We start from the raw sequence: 15346 nt of genomic DNA, 5'->3' as shown, positions 1-15346 counted from the left end.
ACAAAAATCTATGAAATCAAAAACCTTCTTTATTATAACGTTTTTAAGTTTTTATACACTTTCCATGTGTGCACAAATAGACATGAAAGTGGAAGAGGAAAAAGTGCTAGCAGCGTTGACACAACTACGTTCGAAAGATGCAACTATTGATAGAGATAAAGCTGCAATTAAATTTGAAAAAACCTTGAAAACAGTATTGTTGAAAGAAGAAAGTTGGTCGTATAAATTTCCTGAACTGCGCAAATATATCAATATAGAAACTTCAAAAGATAAAAAAATACGAACTTTTAGTTGGGACAGTCTCACAGGTGGAAGTTGGCATGCGTTGCGAAGTTTAATTCAATTTAAATCGGATGAAAAAATACATGTAGTTTCACTTCAAGATGATGAACCTATTGATGAAGAAGAGGAAGGAAATGATATGTTTGCAGATGCAATAATTTTGGGAATCTATCCTTTTGAAAAAGGCTATTTATTTGAAGGTTACGGAACGTATGGAAGCGGACATCATCATAAAATTATTACCTATTTTGAATTGATCGATGAAGAATTAGTTCGAAAAGCCATTTTTGAAAACAATCAAGATACATATGTGTTCAAAATTGCAAGAAAATATGAGTTCGATTTAGAAATCTTGACAAAAAATAAAACCATTACACATAGTGAATTTGTTATGGACAACGATAGCGGATTTTTTCTTCCCACAGGAAAAAAGGTATTGTTAACGTTTGATGGAACACAATTTGTAAAACAAATCAAAAACGAGAAACCATAGACATTCAAGAATACATATCGCTTGTTTTTGAAGATTATACCTTGCGAACCATTACGCTCGGAACGGCAATTTTAGGCGCCATTTGTGGTATGTTGGGAAGCTTTGCCGTATTGCGAAAACAAAGTCTGCTTGGCGATGCCATTTCACATGCAGCCTTACCAGGAATTGCCATTGCATTTTTAATTATGGGCGCAAAAGACACCAACATTTTACTTATTGGCGCATTAATTAGCGGATTGATTGGAACATTTTGGATTAAAGGAATAACGACCAAAACACACTTAAAATCAGATACGGCTTTAGGTTTGACACTTTCCTTATTTTTTGGTTTTGGAATGTTGTTGCTAACCTTTATTCAAAAACAACCCAATGCCAATCAAGCAGGTTTGGACACGTATCTTTTTGGACAAGCCGCGACTTTACTCGAAAAAGATGTGTGGCTCATGGCTATCGTAGCAGGAATTTGCCTAATCATTTTATTGGTTTTCTGGAAAGAATTCAAAATCTTACTCTTTGATGCTGATTATACCAAAACACTCGGTTTCAATACACGTTTTATAGACATTTTAATCACAACTTTTATTGTAATTACCATTGTTTTAGGTTTACAAACGGTAGGTGTTATTTTAATGAGTGCTATGTTGTTAGCGCCAGCAGCAGCAGCGCGTCAATGGACAAATAGTTTAGGGATTATGGTTATTTTGGCTGCCATATTTGGAGCATTTTCAGGTGTTGTCGGCACAGGAATTAGTGCGAGCCAGAGCAACTTACCAACAGGTCCTGTAATTGTATTGGTTGCGGCAAGTATTGTGCTGATTTCGTTTATATTTTCACCAAGTAGAGGTTTGCTATTTCGTCAAATTCGTTTCATGAAAAATAGAAATAGTATCAAAATGCAGAAAACCTTGGCATTTATGTACGGAATTGCCAAAAACCACGAAAATATAGCACATCCACACGCCATTAAAATTTTGAATGGTTTTCAAGGATTTTCAAAACGATCATTGCAAGAACTCGTCGATTTAAATTATGTTGAAATCAACGGGCAACAATGGTCAATGACACAAAAAGGATATAATACGGCTGAAAATTTATACGATCAACAAGTAAAAGATACCCATGAATAGCGCACAAATTACCATACAAATCATTGTGGCGCTCGTTGCCGTTGCTTGTGCCATTCCAGGAACATTTTTGGTGTTACGAAAGATGTCGTTGATTAGTGACGCCATTAGTCATTCTATATTGTTGGGAATTGTTATTGGATTTTTTATTGTAGGCGATACGTCTTCTCCATTACTTATTGTATTGGCCGCTTTCGCGGGAATTGTCACGGTTTTTTTGGTTGAATTTATTCAAAAAACAGGCTTGGTAAAAGAAGATACAGCTATTGGACTTGTGTTTCCTGCTTTGTTTAGTATTGGAGTTATTTTGATTGCGAAAAACGCCAATGACGTGCATTTGGATATTGATTCTGTAATGGTTGGCGATCTCAGTTTGGCACCTTTTGATCCGTTATTGATCAATTGTACGGAAGGAATTGCCGATTCATGCATCAATTTAGGACCAAAAGCTATTTGGGTTATCGGAACCATTTTGGTAATTACCTTAGTTTTATTGTTTGCTTTTTTCAAAGAATTAAAAGTGAGTACGTTTGATGCAGGTTTGGCGGCAGCTTTAGGATTTTCACCAGTAATTATGCATTACGGATTAATGACCGTTTCGTCCATTACTATTGTGGGCGCTTTTGATGCTGTAGGACCAATTTTAGTCGTCGCGTTGATGATTGCACCTGCGGCAACAGCATATTTGTTTACAAAAGACCTGAAAAAAATGCTGGTACTTGCTTGCTTTTTTGGGGTGTTTTCCGCCATTTCAGGGTATTGGTTGGCGCATTTGTTAGATGCTTCTATTTCTGGATCAATGACAACCGTTTTAGCGATTCTTTTCTTATTGGTATACGAACCAATTATTACTTCCATAGTTATTGGTTTGGCAACTACCACCAGCGTAATTTTTTATCAATATTATCAGCAATTACTAACTGAAACGGGTTTTGCACAATTCGCGCTAAGCGAAAAGATAAGTAGAGTTTTTGCGGAATTTGTCCTTTTAGATTATGTAACTATCATGTTAGTTGGAGGAGTTTGCGCCGTTTTATTGATATACATTTTGCCCAAAAGAGGCGTGATTTACGGATATTATAAAGTGCGACAACAAAAGACGGAAATTATGTTGTTGGTATTTTTATTACACATCAGAAATCATACAGAAGAAAGTGAACGGCATGTAAAACACTTGAACGAACATATAAATTGGCAACGTTTACGCTCTGATTCTGTGGTAGAATTGGCATTGAAAAATAATATGATTACTGTTGATAACGACATTATTTCATTAACCGAAAAAGGCGAGGAGTTTACCGAAAAAGCGATTGATTATATCATCACAAATAAAGACACAGAAATAGAAGAAATGAAAGATGATTTTTTCTTATTTCGAGGATAATATGTACAATTTTTTTACAGTTCTGTACAGGAGTTAACGGCTGTTAGTAGTTTGTTTTCCAGAAGGTTACTTCGTTTTCTGGGATTATACGCTTACCGTTTATCTATGAAAACAATCCGTTTATCGACCAACATAGTTAGTTAATCTAAATATCTGATAAGTTGTTGAAAATCAAACTACTTTAGTACTGAGTAATTTTAAAAACAGTCTTCATTGATTTGCTATTAAGTAAAATCAAGAGATCGACATAGAAAAAGAGAACGAGGCTTAACGTTCTCTTTTTTTATGTCTTTTATTTTCCTTTTTGGAGTACAGATTTTATCAAAAATGATATTAGTATCAAAACTGCTATTTGTAATACGATGTATATAATTCCAATAGTAAATAGTATTCTTTCCAATAGTATAATGATCAAAATTCCTAGCAAATAGAATGTTCCTCCTTTGATATCAGCTTTGAATTGTTTCGGATTTTGCCGAAAATCATAGTAATATCCAATTCCTATTAATAATAGAAATGCATACGACAGGAACTCCATTAGTGTAATCATATACTAAATGTAAGATAATTTAATTATAGTTCAATAAAATTTGTATTCGATGTAACGCTTTCTATTATGCATACATTTTTATAGGTTGTCAGGCTCAGAATTTTTTTGTGATTGATTCATTTTCCATTGCTCTTTGTGCAAGAATTCCATGATAATTTTTATCTTTTTGTCAATGTCTTTTATTTTGACAAAGCTATAGATAAGACTTCTTTTTTTTCCGTCTGTTAATTTGTCGAAAATTGCTTTTGACTCTAGATCTTGTGTAAGAAAAGCGGTTAAAACTTCGGGTATTTCAACGCCTAATTGGTCTGGATCTTCATCAATTCTGTAATTTACCTCTTCGCCAAGTTCTTTGTGTAGTTTTTCAAGATATTTTCCCGCAACGATTACATAAAAATTTCCATCGCCCAAATGATTAAGTCCACAACGGTAAGAAATTTTGTCATCAATCGTGCATATCATTCTAGTAGCTCTTTTTTTGCTGAATTGATGTATGATTTCGGAATCAATTTTCAGATAATAATAGCCGCCTTTGCGTTTTTCGAGTTGTTTGATGCTTTGTTTTCCGTTGTACGATTTCATTGTGTTTGTTGCTCTACAAATTTTTTAAGTCCTGCCAAATCCTTTAGGTGCATGTTATGTGTCCAATGGATGATTCCGAAAATATGTGGAAAAATGTGACTTGGTCTTTTTAATGTATTGTCAAAATACAAACAAACATTGGTTCTGTCATGTTCAATTTCTTTTAGAAAGAAGTGCAGTCTTGTGTCTTGTTCAAAAGGTGCTTTACTTGTTAAATAGAAACTAACTTTTTCATTTTCTATAAGTTCGGTTACTTCTTGGTAGCCAAATTGCTTGTCTTTTTGAAGATAAACTGTTTGGGCACCAATTTGTCCATCTACGTTTTTTACTGCGCATTGTGATTTTGTTTCTTTTGGCCAAGCGGACCATTTCATTAACTTTTCTTGATAGCGAATGGCATCATAAACGGTATTAATTGATGCATTGACTTCTATTTCTTCAATATATTGAATTTTGGTTGGCAGTTTGAATACCAAAATTAGCAAAGCGATTAAAAGTCCAAATCCGATTGAGAGTAAAATTGTTGTTACCATTTTTTTCTTTTATTGGTTTTGGCAAAGCTATAACGAACTAATTTTCAATTTTTTGCCATAGGATAAAAAATCATTCTTTTTTAGCTCTAACTCTACTTAGTGAACTTTGAGTAACGCCAATAAAACTCGATACATATTTTAGTGGATATTTTTCCAGCCAATTTTTCTCTTTTTCAACTCTTCTGTACCGCTCGGTTGCGTCTTCACTTTGAAACGAAATAATGTTTCTCGACATATTTGCAAATGCTTCTTCAACTGTTCTTCTTAAAAGTGTGTTGTACGCTGCAGATTTTCTTGCCAATTGGTCGCTTTTTTCTTTTGTGATTCGATATACCAAACTTTCTTCCACACTTTCTATGGATACAAGTGATGGTTTTTGATGTAAGTAACTATCTAATTCTGTGAAAATTTGTCCTTCAGTCCCAAGCCAAACTGTAAAGTCTTTGTCATTTTTCCAATAGTATAATCTCACTGTTCCGCTTTCTACAAAGAAGTATTGATTGCAGATATGATGTTGTTTTAACAAAAAATCGCCTTTGCTAAAAATTGTTAAAGTTAGATTTTCGTAAATCTCATGTATTTCAGATTCCGTTCCGTTTGAGAGTCTTTTTATTTCAGATTTTAGTTTGTTCACAGATGTGTTTTGGTGTTGTGCTTAACAAGTGTACAATAGGAATTCCTATTATTTTGGGAATTTAGTCATTTTAAAACTACAATTTTCTTCTTCAAAGTCAAAGTTATCCAAAGTGTTTTTGATTGTTGCAATACCAGTTCGTGTATATTTCAGCCGTTTTAGCGTTTTGATGTCCCGATATATGATACTTTTAGTCTTTGAATCGTCAATCATTTGTATGGAATAAAATATAAGCGAACCACAGTGAATGTTAAGAACTATTATATTTTCTATTTGTAGGAATCAAGTAAAAACGTTCAGAATCATTTGTTGTGATTGTTTTTTTTGATAATTTAAGACTTTAATTCATCAAAAAAATAATTATGAAAAAAATTGCACTTTTTGTATGCATGCTCATTATTGGGTTTGTAAACGCACAAGAAAATGATCAAAATTCTAGTTCAGACAAATTAAATTTCGCGAAAGGAACAAGTTTTGTAAATGGTGGTATCTTTTTAAATTCAACCAATACAGAAACAACAACGACGTTAGAGCAAGAAGACAGTCGTTTTGGTTTCGGAATCAATTCTTCATATGCATATGCAATAAGCGACGATTTATTTATAGGTTTAGGACTTGGTTATATTCGCAACAAGCGGGAAAATGACATACCAGGATCGCCTGTTCAAGAAACGACTTCAGATACATTCCGTATATTTCCATACATCCGTTATTACAAAGGAATTGGGAAGCGTTTGGCGTTTTTTGTACAAGGAGAAACACAATTTTCTACTGGAAAAACCAAAAGTAATGGAGAAGATTTTATAGATACAAACAGCTTTTTTATTGGCGCACGTCCTGGACTTACGTATATGGTTAGTAAATGTCTAGCGATAGAAACTACTATTGGTGCGTTAGGATATACCAGTGAAAAACTAGAAAACAGACAGAATAATGCAGAAAGTGATGCCAAAGGCTTTAACTTTTCACTGAATACTTCAAACTTAGTTTTCGGATTGAGTTATTATTTTTAGGAAGATTAAAAACGTGTAATCAACAACCGCAATCGTCTTTTCCACAAGCTTTTGCGGTTTTCTTTTTCCAGAAAAATTTCTTGATTAGAAAACCAACAGCGATTAAAAATGTAATTCCTACTAAGAATGCTTGAATCATAACAATTATTTTAAAAATTGAAACGCAATTAATCCGGCAACATACGCAATGATCGTCATTCCAATCAATTGAATCATTGGCCATTTCCAGCCGTTAGTTTCACGTTTTACAATAGCCAACGTACTCATACATTGCATTGCAAACGCATAGAATAATAATAACGATATTCCTGAAGCAAAGGTAAATACTTTTTTTCCTGAATTGGCATGTACTTCTGATTGCATTTTGGCAATAATTGTATTTCCTTCTTCGTCGTCGCCTTCACTTCCAACACTGTAAATGGTTGCTAAAGTTCCTATAAATACTTCACGCGCGGCAAACGAACTTACCAAAGCAATGCCTATTTTCCAGTCGTATCCAAGTGGTTTTATAGCGGGTTCAATAGCTTTTCCGATGGTTCCTAGCGCTGAGTTTTCAAGTTTCAATGCGGCAATTTCATCTTCAATAACAGCTTGTCTAAATTCGGGCATTTTTTCAGCGATAGCGGTGTTTACATCTTGCGCTGTTAAGGTTTTATTGGATTTACTAGCTTCTTCCTTTAAGCTTTCTTCAAAACGTATCATTTTGTTTTGCAACGATACTTCTTGTATTTCATTGAAACCGTTTTCTTCAATTGAAGTTGTTACAATTTTATCTGCATTTGTAAACGCATCATTGACGCCCACAGAAGCCAACACCCATAGAATGATTGAAATTGCTAAAATGATTTTTCCAGCTTCAAATACAAAGGTTTTTGTTTTTTCTATTACTGTTAATGCTACATTTTTAAATAGTGGCACTTTATATTTTGGCATTTCTACTACAAAATACGACTTGCTTTCAATCTTTAAGGTTTTGTGTAAAATGTATGCAGAAAGTAACGCAATCGCGAAGCCAATAACATATAATCCCATTAAGGTAAGTCCTTGCCAATTGAAAATCCAAAACACACGTTCACTCGGAATTACCAACGCAATTAAGATGGCATATACTGGCAAACGTGCCGAACAGGTAATAAATGGTGTGACTAAAATGGTAATGAGACGTTCTTTCCAACTTTCAATGTTTCGGGTTGCCATGATTGCAGGAATAGCACAGGCAGCTCCTGAAATTAGCGGCACAACACTTTTTCCACTCATACCAAAACGACGCATAATTTTATCCATCAAAAACACAACACGACTCATATAGCCACTTTCTTCTAAGATGGCAATGAACAGAAATAGAAATGCAATTTGTGGAATAAAAATTACGATTCCGCCGAGTCCTGCAATGATGCCTTCGGCGAGTAAATCGGTAAACATTCCTGCTGGTAACGTCGCTTTTGTCCAATCGGCAAGTGCGCCAAATGTTTCATCAATAAATTCCATTGGAACAGAACTCCATTCAAAAATTACTTGAAAAATCAACAATAGCAACAATCCGAAAATGAGGTAGCCAAAGATTTTGTGTGTGAAAATACGATCGAGCTTGGTTTGCAAGTCAGATGCTTTTTCTTTGTCTATTTTGTATGAATTTTTTAAACTATTATTAATGAATTGATACCGAATTACGGTTTCATGATGCTGTACTTTTTTAAGTTCGGCAGCAGTTAACGACGTTAGTAATTCAGGATTTTTAATGGTATTTTGCTTGAAGCGTTCTGCGGGAATACAAACTTCTGTTGAAATTGATTTATACGCAAGAATGGCTTCTTTTACGTCTGAAATTCCAGTTTGCAACTTGGAACTGATGACAACAATTTTTGTGTTTAGATCGGCTTCCAATTGTGGAATATCAATGGTAATTCCTTTCGGTTTCATTCGGTCAGCCATATTAATGACTAAAATTGTAGGAATGTGTAAATCTTTTACTTGTGTAAAAATCAGCAAGTTGCGCTTTAGTTGTTCTACATCAGTAACTACCACAGCAACATCAGGATAATTTTCGTTATTAGGATCGTTTAAAACGTCAATCGCTATTTTTTCGTCTGCGGAAGAAGCATTTAAACTGTACGTTCCTGGTAAATCTAAAATGGTGGCTTTCTGTGTTTTGGAAAGTTTGCAGGTTCCTGTTTTTTTATCAACCGTAATTCCTGGATAGTTTCCCACTTTTTGGTTCAATCCTGTTAGGTGATTGAATAATGACGTTTTTCCTGTATTCGGATTTCCTATTAATGCTACTTGTATCACTGTGTCACTCATAGGATTATAGTTTTTCTATAAAAATTTGCGCTGCTGTATCTTTTCGAACGGCAATATTACTTCCATTAATCGTTAAAAATAAAGGACCATTAAAAAGTGTAGTTTGTACCAACGTAACTTCATTTCCGGGCAAACAGCCCATTTCTATGAGTTTTAGTGGAATGGTATCTATTGGAAAGTCAAGAATTTTTGCTTTTTCTCCTTTTTGTAAGTTGGCAATAGTAAGCATTCTTTATTTAGATTAATTTTAAAGAAGCAAAAATAAGCTAAAAAGTTAAGTTAGAAAATTTCGTTGTAGAAAAACCGCTATTTATATGAATTTTTTAAGATTTCGATATCTTCCAAGAGTTCTTCAATATCTTCTTCTTTTGTGCCATCATAAAAACCACGAATGCGACGTTCTTTATCAATCAGCATAAAATTTTCGGTGTGTACCATGCCGTAATCATTATCTCCTTCCGATTTTACTGCTAAATATGATTTGCGCGCTAAGTCATAAATTTGCTTTTTATCGCCCGTGACTAAATTCCATTTTTTATCATTTACACCTTTTTCAATAGCGTATCGTTTTAGTTGTGCAACTGTATCAATTTCAGGCGTTACAGAATGTGATAATAGCATAATATCTTCATCATTAAGGATTTCCTTCTGAATGTCTGCCATGTTTTTTGTCATAATTGGACAAATAGTAGCGCATGTAGTAAAGAAGAAATCGGCAACATAAATTTTACCTTTATATGTCTCTTGTGTGATGGTTTCTCCGTTCTGATTTGTCAAGGAAAAATCTTTTATTTTATGGTATTTACTAACGTGTTGTATGGAATTGTCAACTAATTCGACATTTACATTAGCAGGTTGATATATTGGCAACACTTCTTTTCGTTTAAGGGTAAGATAGATTAAAGTGATGATAATAGCTGATAAACAAGTCATTACAATCGCAAAAAGTCTGTATTTGCTGAAAAATGATAGCATATAGTGTCGTTTAACGTAAAAAATTACAGTTCGTCGATTTGTTTTGGGGTATTCATCGAAAAAACCCTGTGCAAATTTACGATTTTTATTTTTGACTGGGAAAAATTCCTATATTGTCTGTCCCAAATCTAACTTACTACTATGAAGAATGCCATTTTAGCCATTGGTTTCTTATGCACTTTTATCGCCAGCGCGCAATCAGGTACAGAACTGATTGACGTGGTTAAGGGAGAATATACGAAGGCAGCTCAGTTACAAGATTTCGAAGCAAATGTAAATACAGCTTCATACGATTTATTATATCACAAGCTTCAGTTCGAAGTAGATCCAGCAAAAAATTACATCAAAGGAGAAGTAACTACTGAATTCCGTACGTTGGAAAATACCGATAAAATCGTTTTTGATTTGTCCGATAATTTAGAAGTGGCATCAGTAACTACCACTGATGAAGAGTTGGCTTTTACACACGAAAATAATGAATTAACAATTACGTTTGCAAAAGGTCTTTGCGAAGATGCAACCGAAAAAGTAACCATTACATACGAAGGAACTCCAAAAGTAAATAAAGACGGAAACGGATTTATCACAACTACACACAACAATACACCATCTTTATACACACTTTCAGAACCTTATGGCTCAAGAGAATGGTGGCCATGTAAGCAAGATTTAAATGATAAAATTGATCAGATTGATGTGATCATTACTGCGCCAAAAGCATACAAATCCGTTTCAAACGGAATGATTATTTCAGAACAAACTAATGGCGATTTCGTAACAACACATTGGCAACACAATTACCCAATTCCTTCGTATTTGATTGGAATGGCGGTCACAAATTACGAAGTGTTTTCACAAACAATTGAAAACAATGGAGAAAGCTTTGATATTGTAAATTATGTGTATCCAGAATCAAGAGAAAAAGCCGAAGAATACACGAAAGTAACGGTTGAAATGATGAATTTGTTTCAAGATTTATTTGGTGATTATCCTTTTAAAGATGAAAAATACGGTCATGCCGAATTTGCCTATGGTGGCGGAATGGAACATTCTACAATTTCTTTTATGGGGAATTTTAGCAGATCATTAATTGCACACGAATTGGCACACCAATGGTTTGGAAACAAAGTAACGTGTGATTCTTGGAATGACATTTGGTTAAATGAAGGTTTTGCAACATATTTATCAGGTTTGGTAGAAGATCATTTTGATGGAGAACAAGATTTTATCAATTGGAAGCGTGGAAAAATAGCAGACATTACAACGTCAAGAAACGGTTCGGTGTATGTAGAAGATGAAAAATTAGCGAATGTTGGACGAATCTTTAGTTCACGTTTGACGTATAACAAAGGTGCAATGGTAATTCACATGTTGCGCAAAAAGTTAGGTGACGATGTGTTTTTTCAAGGAATTAGAAATTATTTGAATGATGAAGAATTGGCATATGGGTATGCGAATACGGATCAATTAAAAGTACATTTAGAAAAAGAAAGCGGAGAAAACTTAACGGAATTTTTTAACGATTGGATTTACGGAGAAGGATATCCTTCATATGATGTTGCTTGGTACCAATCAGGAAAAGATGATGTAAACATTAGAGTAAATCAAGCACAATCAAATAGAAAAGTGGCATACTTTGAAATGAATGTTCCTTTCTTAGTCGTTGGAATTGAAGGAGAAAAGAAATTAATCACCTTAGATAATACCTTCAATGGACAAGAATTTACACTTTCAGTAGGTTTTGAAATTGCAGATATTGTTTTTGATCCTCAATATGATTTAATTTCTAGAAACAATACTATAGGTATTGATATTGAAGCGGTTGCAGATTTGGAAATTAAACCAACACTAACTGATACTACACGTAAAACTACAGCAATTTCTACTGAAAAATAGGTTTCTAATTTTTTCAATTTCCATTTAATTATTTTAAAAAACACACATCGATAGGTTTGACCCTTTTTTAAGTTGTCATAAAAGCTTACTTTTGTGCGTTCTATAAACATTTTTATACCTAAATGGGAGTATTTATTCAGATTACATCGTTTGTCCTTATCATATCAATTTTAGTGATTCTTCATGAATTAGGACACTTTATACCAGCGAAGCTTTTTAAAACAAAAGTGGAAAAATTCTACTTATTCTTTGATCCTTGGTTTTCATTAGTAAAAAAGAAAGTTGGAGATACCGTATACGGAATTGGATGGCTTCCACTTGGAGGTTATGTCAAAATTGCGGGAATGATTGATGAAAGCATGGATAAGGAACAAATGGAAAAACCACCAGAACCGTGGGAATTCCGATCAAAACCAGCTTGGCAACGTTTAATTATCATGTTAGGTGGTGTTATTGTAAACTTCTTATTAGCTTGGGTAATTTATATTGTATTATTTACCTATTATGGCGAAAATTACATTCCTGTAAACAAAATAGAAAACGGTTTGTACTTTGATAGTGTCAGCGAACAAATTGGGTTAAAAACGGGTGATAATATCATTGCTATAGATGGAAAACCTGTTGAAAAGCTTGACAAGTATCTTAACATGGACTTATTACTTGGTGATGATGTGACCGTAATGAGAGATGGAAAAGAAGTTACTATTCCATTAAGTGACGAAGGTAAAAAAGCCGCTTTAGAACGCAGAGGACAGCAAATAATAGTACCACGATACAATTCCTTAGTTATTGGAGAAGTCATTGATAGTACGTATGCCAAACAAGCAGGAATTCTTGCCGGAGATGAAATCATAGCAGCCAATAATGTATCACTAGAATTCTGGGATGAGTTTACAGAAGAAATAGATAAAAGTGCTGGAAGTACCATTGCGTTAAAAGTAAAAAGACAAAACGAACTCATAGACATTACAGCAAACGTTTCTGATAGCTTAGGTTTAGGTGTTCGACAAAATATGTCACTAGCAGAACAAAAACTATTCATTACCAAAGAATATGGTGTTTTTGAAGCCATTCCTAGAGGTTTTGAAGAAACGATTAATGTATTGGTGCGTCAGGTGAAGCAATTTAAACTGATATTCAATCCTGTTATAAAAGGATATAAAAAAGTAAAAGGACCTATAGGAATTGTAGAAATTATGCCTAAAACTTGGAATTGGCAATTCTTTTGGGGTTTTATGGCAATGTTTTCTGTTTGGTTGGCGTTTCTTAATATTCTTCCAATTCCTGCTTTAGATGGCGGACACGTGATGTTTTTACTCTATGAAATCATTGTTGGAAAAGCTCCATCTCAAAAAGTAATGGAAGTAGGACAAGTTGTAGGATTTGTGCTTATTATGAGCTTGATGGTTGTCATCTTTGGAAATGACATTTGGAACTTATTCAAATAAACACTGCGAATGGTTTTGTGAAGAATTAAAAAGTTTTTCAAATTTTTAAAAAAATTGTTTGTTCAAAATAAAAAATAGCATATATTTGCCCTCGCAAAAAGCAATAACACTCCTCCTTAGCTCAGTTGGTTAGAGCATTTGACTGTTAATCAAAGGGTCCTTGGTTCGAGCCCAAGAGGGGGAGCAAAGCTTTCAAAAGCCATCAGAAATGATGGCTTTTTTTATGCGCATACTTTTTCTCTACTTTACAAGACTGTTTATACTATCCAACAAAAATTAGAATCAAACTATAGAAAAGATAATGGTTTTGTAACTAACAAATAACTGAAAACGCAGCTTTTATAGTCCATCAAAATAGGAATCTTTGTGGTCATACCATTTTAGAAATAATTACTATTTTTATTTAGGTTATAATGTGGTGTATCTGCACCAGTTGAAAAACCTGCGCTAGCGAAGGGAAGAAGTACATCAATTAAGAAATAACTAATTATTATGAGAAAACTTACTGTTATTTTTATGACTATTTGTCTCTTTAATTTACTTAAAGTTCATTCCCAAATAACAAACAACGTGGAAAATTTTCAAGCTAAATTAAATACGGTTTTTAATGACGCTGAATTTGTATTTGATAGCTTAAATGCAAAAAAAGAAATTGATTATGGTTTTTTCACAAAAAGAAGTAAAGGAAAATCTCAACTAAAAGAATATACGCGTACATCTAATAATAGTTCTGTTTATGTTATGATTCATATTTTTGATAATAATAAACAGGTTAATTTAATTTATAATGAATTACAATCATCTAAAGATGCATCTTTAGATATAGGCAAAGAGTTTAATTTAATTTTATTCATAGATAATATCATTTATGAAATTTATGCACCTTGCTCTTTTTCACCAAAAGTTTGGAAAGACTTCATAAGAGAAACGGAGAAATTAAATAAATTCTATGACTTCAGAATAGCATGTATCTGCGGAGGCGCATGTAATTTCAAATAAAATAACGTAAGTAAATAGATAACCGCTAATAAATCTTTAGCGATTTTACCTCTTCGCCATTGCTAGCGCAAGTTTAAACTTACATCATAACTAACACCCAAAACACCGCCAATAATTCATACTACTTTTGATAATCAGGACATCCATAACATCTCTTGGCTTCTGAGTCAAACTGATACGTCAGCGAAAGCTCGTAAACACCGCCAGTTCGTCCTATTTGCGAAGTATTAAAGTCATACGAAACTCCAAAACGGAAATTTGTATACTGCAAACCTGTAAATGCATTAATAGAAGTTAATAAGTGACTATTTCCGCTATTCTTAGCAGGATTGGTCACCAAAGTAGAACCTAAAAAGAAACGACCAACCGAAAGAGAAGTTCCAATATCAAACCTATTGAAACGACCTTGATGCATATAATTTCCTGTAATCATCAAGCGAGTTTCAAATGGTAAAAAACGTACGTCAATAAAGTCAGTTACTAAAAATTCGTAACCTGCACTAATAGAGAAAAACGTTTCCAGCGGAACATTTCCACCTAATGTCAACGAAATATTTGGTCTATTTAAGTGTTTTGCTGAAACGCCAATCCAAGCTTGTTCTGTATTAAACAACAATCCAGCAGAAATATCCCAAAAACCAATGGCGCCATCATTCAATGATAATAAATCAATAGAAGTAGCACTGATGGTGTTGGTTTGAATGTTGATTTGATCTTCCAATAATAAGCCTTGAAAACCAAGATTTTTCCAGCCACGGCCAACTTCCAAACCTGGTCTAAAATACCAATCGTCACTCAGTTGTACCTGATACGCATAATTTACATTGAACTGAGAAAAAACATAGCCACTTTGACTTTCGCGCTGATTCAGAAAACTAATTCCTGCACCACTATTTGCTTCAGGAAACCACGTGCTAGCAAACGCATAATTAGTGTCAATGCGTAAACCTAATGCCGGCCATTGTGTTCTATGAATGATTCCTACATGCGTAGTTTCTAAAAACCCTGCAAACCCAGGATTGATAGTTTGTGGTACCAAGAAATATTGTGAAAATATAGGATCTTGTGCTTTCATTTTAGGAATGAAGCATAGCCCAAGAAGTAAGATGCATATTTTTAATTTCATAATGCG

16 protein-coding genes and 1 tRNA gene are annotated in these 15346 nt (G+C 33.8%); 8 read left to right on the top strand and 9 right to left on the bottom strand.

The window, feature by feature from the left end; genetic code table 11:
* The first annotated feature begins 10 nt into the window (after nt 1-10).
* The 3 genes from AA089_RS05415 to AA089_RS25495 are packed head-to-tail and all read left to right on the top strand — an operon-like array spanning nt 11 to nt 3283.
* Nucleotides 11-775: a hypothetical protein gene (locus AA089_RS05415; protein WP_046755912.1), complete on the top strand. Its 765-nt coding sequence runs from the start codon at nt 11-13 to the stop codon at nt 773-775.
* Between the two features lie 41 nt (nt 776-816).
* Nucleotides 817-1902, top strand: coding sequence for a metal ABC transporter permease (locus tag AA089_RS05410; RefSeq protein WP_394334125.1), 1086 nt, complete (start codon nt 817-819; stop codon nt 1900-1902).
* On the top strand, nt 1895-3283 hold the full coding sequence (locus tag AA089_RS25495; RefSeq protein WP_046755910.1) for a metal ABC transporter permease: 1389 nt from the start codon (nt 1895-1897) through the stop codon (nt 3281-3283). Before AA089_RS05410 ends, AA089_RS25495 begins: the two co-directional genes overlap by 8 nt.
* Before the next feature lie 292 nt (nt 3284-3575).
* On the opposite strand, the gene AA089_RS05400 is transcribed toward AA089_RS25495, so the two are convergent.
* The 4 genes from AA089_RS05400 to AA089_RS05385 form a co-directional block, all read right to left on the bottom strand.
* The gene (locus AA089_RS05400) at nt 3576-3833 is read right to left on the bottom strand and encodes a hypothetical protein (protein WP_046755909.1); all 258 of its coding nucleotides are present in this window, start codon (nt 3831-3833) and stop codon (nt 3576-3578) included.
* 78 nt (nt 3834-3911) lie between these two features.
* Complete coding sequence (locus AA089_RS05395; RefSeq protein WP_046755908.1) at nt 3912-4415, bottom strand: DUF1905 domain-containing protein; 504 nt, start codon at nt 4413-4415, stop codon at nt 3912-3914.
* Nucleotides 4412-4948, bottom strand: coding sequence for an SRPBCC domain-containing protein (locus tag AA089_RS05390; protein ID WP_046755907.1), 537 nt, complete (start codon nt 4946-4948; stop codon nt 4412-4414). Before AA089_RS05390 ends, AA089_RS05395 begins: the two co-directional genes overlap by 4 nt.
* Before the next feature lie 70 nt (nt 4949-5018).
* On the bottom strand, nt 5019-5582 hold the full coding sequence (locus tag AA089_RS05385; protein WP_046755906.1) for a Crp/Fnr family transcriptional regulator: 564 nt from the start codon (nt 5580-5582) through the stop codon (nt 5019-5021).
* A 362-nt stretch (nt 5583-5944) separates the two neighbouring features.
* On the opposite strand from AA089_RS05385, the gene AA089_RS05380 reads away from it, so the two are divergent.
* Complete coding sequence (locus AA089_RS05380; RefSeq protein WP_046755905.1) at nt 5945-6595, top strand: outer membrane beta-barrel protein; 651 nt, start codon at nt 5945-5947, stop codon at nt 6593-6595.
* A 19-nt stretch (nt 6596-6614) separates the two neighbouring features.
* Here the strand turns inward: AA089_RS05380 and AA089_RS24580 are convergent, their stop codons facing one another.
* The 4 genes from AA089_RS24580 to AA089_RS05365 all read right to left on the bottom strand — a co-directional run bounded on the left by AA089_RS24580 (nt 6615) and on the right by AA089_RS05365 (nt 9871).
* On the bottom strand, nt 6615-6734 hold the full coding sequence (locus tag AA089_RS24580; protein ID WP_156168911.1) for a FeoB-associated Cys-rich membrane protein: 120 nt from the start codon (nt 6732-6734) through the stop codon (nt 6615-6617).
* 5 nt (nt 6735-6739) lie between these two features.
* A complete protein-coding gene (gene feoB / locus AA089_RS05375) occupies nt 6740-8896 on the bottom strand; it encodes a ferrous iron transport protein B (RefSeq protein ID WP_046755904.1) in 2157 nt (718 codons plus the stop codon).
* Nucleotides 8897-8900: 4 nt separating this feature from the next.
* Nucleotides 8901-9125 (bottom strand): FeoA family protein, encoded by a 225-nt coding sequence (locus AA089_RS05370; protein ID WP_046755903.1) that lies wholly within the window; start codon nt 9123-9125, stop codon nt 8901-8903.
* Between the two features lie 77 nt (nt 9126-9202).
* Nucleotides 9203-9871, bottom strand: coding sequence for an SCO family protein (locus AA089_RS05365; protein WP_046755902.1), 669 nt, complete (start codon nt 9869-9871; stop codon nt 9203-9205).
* A 141-nt stretch (nt 9872-10012) separates the two neighbouring features.
* On the opposite strand from AA089_RS05365, the gene AA089_RS05360 reads away from it, so the two are divergent.
* The 4 genes from AA089_RS05360 to AA089_RS05345 all read left to right on the top strand — a co-directional run bounded on the left by AA089_RS05360 (nt 10013) and on the right by AA089_RS05345 (nt 14214).
* Nucleotides 10013-11767: a M1 family metallopeptidase gene (locus AA089_RS05360; protein WP_046755901.1), complete on the top strand. Its 1755-nt coding sequence runs from the start codon at nt 10013-10015 to the stop codon at nt 11765-11767.
* A 122-nt stretch (nt 11768-11889) separates the two neighbouring features.
* Complete coding sequence (gene rseP / locus AA089_RS05355; RefSeq protein ID WP_046755900.1) at nt 11890-13215, top strand: RIP metalloprotease RseP; 1326 nt, start codon at nt 11890-11892, stop codon at nt 13213-13215.
* A gap of 110 nt (nt 13216-13325) precedes the next feature.
* Nucleotides 13326-13399, top strand: a tRNA-Asn gene (locus tag AA089_RS05350).
* A gap of 308 nt (nt 13400-13707) precedes the next feature.
* Nucleotides 13708-14214 carry a hypothetical protein gene (locus AA089_RS05345; RefSeq protein WP_046755899.1) on the top strand — a complete coding sequence of 169 codons (507 nt, stop codon included), beginning with the start codon at nt 13708-13710 and terminating at the stop codon, nt 14212-14214.
* Between the two features lie 121 nt (nt 14215-14335).
* On the opposite strand, the gene AA089_RS05340 is transcribed toward AA089_RS05345, so the two are convergent.
* Complete coding sequence (locus AA089_RS05340) at nt 14336-15340, bottom strand: PorP/SprF family type IX secretion system membrane protein (protein WP_046755898.1); 1005 nt, start codon at nt 15338-15340, stop codon at nt 14336-14338.
* Nucleotides 15341-15346: the final 6 nt, after the last annotated feature.

The organism is Kordia jejudonensis, from assembly GCF_001005315.1.
GTDB lineage: Bacteria > Bacteroidota > Bacteroidia > Flavobacteriales > Flavobacteriaceae > Kordia > Kordia jejudonensis.
Note: the sequence above shows the minus strand (reverse complement) of the source record. Positions and strands in the feature narration are given on the sequence as shown.

Bases quoted from the DNA above. Each gene is read 5' to 3' on its own strand.
- AA089_RS05400 (WP_046755909.1), bottom strand. From the start codon at position 3,833: ATGATTACACTAATGGAGTTCCTGTCGTATGCATTTCTATTATTAATA.
- AA089_RS05360 (WP_046755901.1), top strand. From the start codon at position 10,013: ATGAAGAATGCCATTTTAGCCATTGGTTTCTTATGCACTTTTATCGCC.
- AA089_RS24580 (WP_156168911.1), bottom strand. From the start codon at position 6,734: ATGATTCAAGCATTCTTAGTAGGAATTACATTTTTAATCGCTGTTGGT.
- AA089_RS05395 (WP_046755908.1), bottom strand. From the start codon at position 4,415: ATGAAATCGTACAACGGAAAACAAAGCATCAAACAACTCGAAAAACGC.
- AA089_RS05380 (WP_046755905.1), top strand. From the start codon at position 5,945: ATGAAAAAAATTGCACTTTTTGTATGCATGCTCATTATTGGGTTTGTA.
- rseP (WP_046755900.1), top strand. From the start codon at position 11,890: ATGGGAGTATTTATTCAGATTACATCGTTTGTCCTTATCATATCAATT.
- AA089_RS05370 (WP_046755903.1), bottom strand. From the start codon at position 9,125: ATGCTTACTATTGCCAACTTACAAAAAGGAGAAAAAGCAAAAATTCTT.
- AA089_RS05390 (WP_046755907.1), bottom strand. From the start codon at position 4,948: ATGGTAACAACAATTTTACTCTCAATCGGATTTGGACTTTTAATCGCT.
- feoB (WP_046755904.1), bottom strand. From the start codon at position 8,896: ATGAGTGACACAGTGATACAAGTAGCATTAATAGGAAATCCGAATACA.
- AA089_RS25495 (WP_046755910.1), top strand. From the start codon at position 1,895: ATGAATAGCGCACAAATTACCATACAAATCATTGTGGCGCTCGTTGCC.
- AA089_RS05365 (WP_046755902.1), bottom strand. From the start codon at position 9,871: ATGCTATCATTTTTCAGCAAATACAGACTTTTTGCGATTGTAATGACT.
- AA089_RS05340 (WP_046755898.1), bottom strand. From the start codon at position 15,340: ATGAAATTAAAAATATGCATCTTACTTCTTGGGCTATGCTTCATTCCT.
- AA089_RS05415 (WP_046755912.1), top strand. From the start codon at position 11: ATGAAATCAAAAACCTTCTTTATTATAACGTTTTTAAGTTTTTATACA.
- AA089_RS05345 (WP_046755899.1), top strand. From the start codon at position 13,708: ATGAGAAAACTTACTGTTATTTTTATGACTATTTGTCTCTTTAATTTA.